General features: G+C 60.4%; 1 protein-coding gene. It reads right to left on the bottom strand.

The window, feature by feature from the left end:
- Positions 1–1,888 (bottom strand): acetate--CoA ligase (gene acs / locus B30_RS21135; RefSeq protein WP_009574304.1); only part of this gene is annotated, 1,888 nt, incomplete at both ends.

Here is a 1,888-nt window from a genome sequence, read left to right as displayed (position 1 = left end):
TTTTTGATACAACGAATTGCTGATCAATTCCTCGACGACGGCGGGTTCGGCGAGGGTTGAGATGTCGCCGAGGCTGCCGGTGTCGTTTTCGGCGATTTTGCGCAGGATGCGGCGCATGATTTTGCCGGAGCGGGTTTTGGGCAGGCCGGGGGCCCATTGGATGAAGTCCGGCTTGGCGATGGGGCCGATTTCGGTGCGGACCCATTTTTCCAACTCTTTGCGCAGCGCGTCGGTCGGTTCGACATCGTTCATGAGCGTGACATAGGCGTAGATGCCCTGACCCTTGAGCTCGTGCGGATAGCCGACGACGGCGGCTTCGGCGACCTGGGCGTGGGCGACCAGCGCGCTTTCGACCTCGGCGGTGCCCATGCGGTGACCCGACACGTTGATCACGTCATCGACGCGGCCGGTGATCCAGTAATAGCCGTCTGCGTCGCGCCGACAGCCGTCGCCGGAGAAGTAATAGCCTTTGTATTGCTGGAAATAGGTCTCCTGGAACCGCTCGTGATCGCCCCAAACGGTGCGCATTTGGCCGGGCCAGCTGTCCTTGATGCACAGCACGCCCTCGGTCGCGGTTTCGGTCAATTCTTCGCCCGTGGTCGGGTCCAAAATCACCGGTTGCACGCCAAAGAACGGCACGGTGGCAGAGCCCGGTTTGGTCGGGATCGCGCCCGGCAGCGGCGTCAAAAGATGGCCGCCGGTTTCGGTTTGCCACCAGGTGTCGACGATCGGGCATGTGCCGCCGCCGACCACGTCATTGTACCAATTCCACGCCTCCGGGTTGATCGGTTCGCCGACCGTGCCGAGGAGTTTGAGCGAGGACAGGTCATATTTTTCAACCCATTCGTTGCCTTGCCCCATGAGCGAGCGCAGGGCTGTGGGGGCGGTGTAGAATTGGTTGACCTTATGCTTTTCGCACACGGCCCAGAACCGGCCCGCGTCGGGATAGGAGGGCACGCCCTCGAACATCACCGTGGTCGCGCCATTGGCCAGCGGGCCGTAGACGATGTAGCTGTGCCCCGTCACCCAACCGACATCGGCGGTGCACCAAAAGACGTCGCCGTCGTGATAATCGAACACATATTTATGGGTCATCGCGGCATAGGCGAGGTAGCCGCCGGAGCTGTGGACGACGCCTTTGGGTTTGCCGGTGGAGCCAGAGGTGTAAAGGATGAACAGCGGATCTTCGGCGTTCATCGGCCGCGGCGGGCAATCGGGAGAGGCATGTTCCATCAGATATTTGACATCGACATCGCGGCCCTGGATCCAGGTGATCTGATCGCCGGTGTGTTTGACGACGAGGCAACGGACCTTATCCGAGCAGTGCAGCAGGGCGGCATCGGTGTTGGCCTTGAGCGGCGTGCGCTTGCCACCACGCGGCGCGGTGTCGGAGGTGATGACGAGCTTGGCCCCGCAATCGTTGATGCGGTTGGCCAGGGCGTCGGGGGAAAATCCTGCGAAAACAATGGAATGGATCGCGCCGATGCGGGCACAGGCGAGCATGGCATAAGCGGCCTCGGGGATCATCGGCAGATAAATCACCACGCGGTCGCCGCGCATCACGCCCTGGGAGAGCAACACATTGGCAAAGCGGTTCACCTTGTCGGACAGCTCTTTGTAGGTGATGTGCTGGGCCTCGGCCTCGGGATCATCGGGCTCAAAAATAATCGCGGTTTGCAGGGATTTTTTCGGCAAATGGCGATCAATACAGTTGGCCGAGACGTTCAAAACGCCGTCCGAATACCATTTGATGTCAACGCGACCGAACTCAAAACAGGTCTTTTTCACCTGCGTGTAGGGCTCCATCCAATCCAGGATCTTCCCCTGCTCCGCCCAAAACGACACCGGATCGCTCACCGAGCGCGCGTACATGTCGGTGTATTTTTCT

It is taken from the genome of Celeribacter baekdonensis B30 (genome assembly GCF_000299875.1).
GTDB classification, from domain to species: Bacteria; Pseudomonadota; Alphaproteobacteria; order Rhodobacterales; family Rhodobacteraceae; genus Celeribacter; species Celeribacter baekdonensis_A.
The sequence above is the reverse complement of the archived record's forward strand: the minus strand, read 5'-3'. Positions and strand labels throughout refer to the sequence as shown.